The 2,848-nt window shown below is 69.3% G+C and carries 2 protein-coding genes and 1 riboswitch; of the genes, one reads left to right on the forward strand and one right to left on the reverse strand.

What is annotated here, in order from left to right; translation table 11 throughout:
• Nucleotides 1-207 precede the first annotated feature (207 nt).
• Nucleotides 208-639, reverse strand: a complete 432-nt coding sequence (locus tag FL311_RS42430; RefSeq protein ID WP_074954787.1) for a CBS domain-containing protein — start codon at nt 637-639, stop codon at nt 208-210.
• A 222-nt stretch (nt 640-861) separates the two neighbouring features.
• A riboswitch (TPP riboswitch) is annotated at nt 862-972 on the forward strand.
• A gap of 47 nt (nt 973-1,019) precedes the next feature.
• On the opposite strand from FL311_RS42430, the gene thiC reads away from it, so the two are divergent.
• Nucleotides 1,020-2,848: phosphomethylpyrimidine synthase ThiC (gene thiC, locus FL311_RS42435; RefSeq protein ID WP_141333290.1), on the forward strand; the 1,829-nt coding region annotated here is incomplete at its 3' end.

Consider the following 2,848-nt stretch of genomic DNA (forward strand, 5'->3'; position numbering starts at 1 on the left):
GGGTGGTGGGGAGGTGAGGGCCTCGGCTTCACGTATCGAGGCGAGGGGAGCGTTCATGGTGGGAGTCGGTTGCGCGGTGGAGCGAGGGCCCGCGTCGGGGGCGCGTTCGTGGCCGAGGCTCCATCGATGCGAGGGAGCTTCGTCCGACCCGGCAGGCGCCCCGCGAGGGAGCGGCCGACGTGGGACCGCGGCCCCACGTCGAGGAACTCAGGCGTTGAACTCGCGCGCCAGCTCGCGGCGGTCCTTGTCCTCGATGAGGTGCTGCGCGTAGCGCACCAGGTCCGCCTCGGTGATGAGGCCCAGCAGCGTGCCGTCGCTGCTCACCACCGGCAGGCAGCCGAACTTGTTGCGCAGCATCATCACCACCGCGTCGCGCAGGGAGGCCTCTGGCGCGACCGTCGTCACCTCGCGCGTCATGATGTCCGCGGCCCACAGCGGCTGCGCGGCCGGATCATTCGCGCTCGTGGCCGCCGCCCGCAGCAGGTCGCGGTGGGTGATGAGCCCCACGAGCTTCCCCTGGCGCACCACGGGCAGGTGACGAATTCGGTGCAGCCGCAGCAGCTCTTCCGCCTTGCCCAGGTTCTGTGTTTCCTTGAGCGTGACCACCTCGCGTGTCATCAGCTCTCCGACGATCTGCATGTGTGGCGCTCTCCGGGTGAGTGTGGATGCCTCCAGGAGGCATTGCAGGACGGGGGCCAGCCCCGGTTCCCTCGGGCAACGGTGATTGCGGTCTGTGGCGCGCGCAAGGTTTGCGCGTCGAGGGGTCACCCCGCATTCCTTGCGCCTGGCTGTTCGCCGGTCGGCGCCAGGCCCCGCCCCCAGGCCGGGTTGAACCCCGTCCCCATGTGCGCTAGATGCTCACCCAGTCGCTAGGGGTGCCCCTTGGAAGGGGCTGAGACGGCCGTGCGGCGCGGCCAACCCTTGGAACCTGAACCGGGTCATACCGGCGGAGGGAAGCGGCCCGAAGCTTCCTTCCGGAGGCTTCGTCTGCCTTCCCGCCCGTCCTCGAGGAGAGAGAGATGAGCGGAGCATCCAAGAGCCTGAAGGTCGATGGGAAGCTGTTGGAGGGCATCAGTCGAGGCCCCCTCCCTGCCTCCCGCAAGGTGTACGTGAGCGGGGCGCTGCACCCGGACGTGCGCGTCCCCCTGCGCGAGATCTCGCAGACCCCCACGCGGCATGGCCACGGGCCGGACGCGCGGCAGACGCCCAACCCCCCGGTGCACGTCTATGACTCCAGCGGCCCGTACACGGACCCGGAGGCGGACATCGACCTGCGCCGGGGCCTGGCGGCGACGCGCGAGGCGTGGATCCACGCGCGAGGCGACACGCGCGAGCTGGAGGGAATCACCTCCCAATACGGCCTCCAGCGCGAAGCGGACCCTCGGCTCGCGGGGCTGCGCTTCGGCCACCGTCGCAAGCCGCGCGTGGCGCGAGCGGGTAGCAACGTCACCCAGCTGCACTACGCCCGGCGCGGCGTCATCACCCCGGAGATGGAGTACGTGGCGCTGCGGGAGAACCTGCGCGTGGAGGCGTCGCTTGCCGCGCAGCACCCCGGACACTCGTGGGGCGCGGCCATCCCGCGCGTCATCACCCCGGAGTTCGTCCGCGACGAGGTGGCCCGGGGCCGCGCCATCATCCCCGCGAACATCAACCACCCGGAGCTGGAGCCGATGATCATCGGCCGCAACTTCCTGGTGAAGATCAACGCGAACATCGGCAACTCCGCCGTCACCTCCTCCATCGAGGAGGAGGTGGAGAAGATGGTCTGGTCCATCCGCTGGGGCGCGGACACCGTGATGGACCTGTCCACCGGGCGCAACATCCACGAGACGCGCGAGTGGATCCTCCGCAACGCGCCGGTGCCCATCGGCACGGTGCCCATCTACCAGGCGCTGGAGAAGGTGGGCGGCAAGGCAGAGGACCTCACCTGGGACATCTACCGCGACACGCTCATCGAGCAGGCCGAGCAGGGCGTGGACTACTTCACCATCCACGCCGGCGTGCTGCTGCGCTACGTGCCCCTCACCGCGAAGCGCCTCACGGGCATCGTCAGCCGAGGCGGCTCCATCCTCGCCAAGTGGTGCCTCGCGCACCATCAGGAGAACTTCCTCTACACGCACTTCGAGGAGATCTGCGAGATCATGAAGGCGTACGACGTCAGCTTCAGCCTGGGTGACGGGCTGCGGCCGGGCTCCATCGCCGACGCGAACGACGCGGCGCAGTTCGGCGAGCTGGAGACCCTGGGCGAGCTCACGAAGATTGCCTGGAAGCACGACGTGCAGACGATGATCGAAGGCCCGGGCCACGTGCCCATGCACCTCATCCAGGAGAACATGACCAAGCAGCTCGCGGTGTGCGGCGAGGCGCCGTTCTACACGCTGGGGCCGCTGACGACGGACATCGCGCCCGGGTACGACCACTTCACCAGCGGCATCGGCGCGGCGATGATTGGTTGGTTCGGCTGCGCGATGCTCTGCTACGTGACGCCCAAGGAGCACCTGGGCCTTCCGGACCGCGACGACGTGAAGGAGGGCGTCATCACGTACAAGATCGCCGCCCACGCCGCCGACCTGGCCAAGGGGCACCCGGGCGCCCAGGCGCGCGACAACGCCATGTCCAAGGCCCGCTTCGAGTTCCGCTGGGAGGACCAGTTCAACCTCGCGCTGGACCCCGAGCGCGCCCGCGCCTTCCACGACGAGACGCTGCCCGCGGAGGGCGCCAAGGTCGCCCACTTCTGCTCCATGTGCGGACCCCAGTTCTGCTCCATGAAAATCACCCAGGACGTTCGCGACTACGCCGCGAGGACCGGAGTCTCCGAGGAGGCGGCGCTGGGGGCGGGGATGGAGGC

This window comes from Myxococcus sp. AB025B, from assembly GCF_006518215.1.
Classification (GTDB): Bacteria; Myxococcota; Myxococcia; order Myxococcales; family Myxococcaceae; genus Myxococcus; species Myxococcus fulvus.

Excerpts from the sequence above, each read along its gene's own strand:
- FL311_RS42430 (WP_074954787.1), bottom strand. The coding sequence starts at position 639 with ATGCAGATCGTCGGAGAGCTGATGACACGCGAGGTGGTCACGCTCAAG.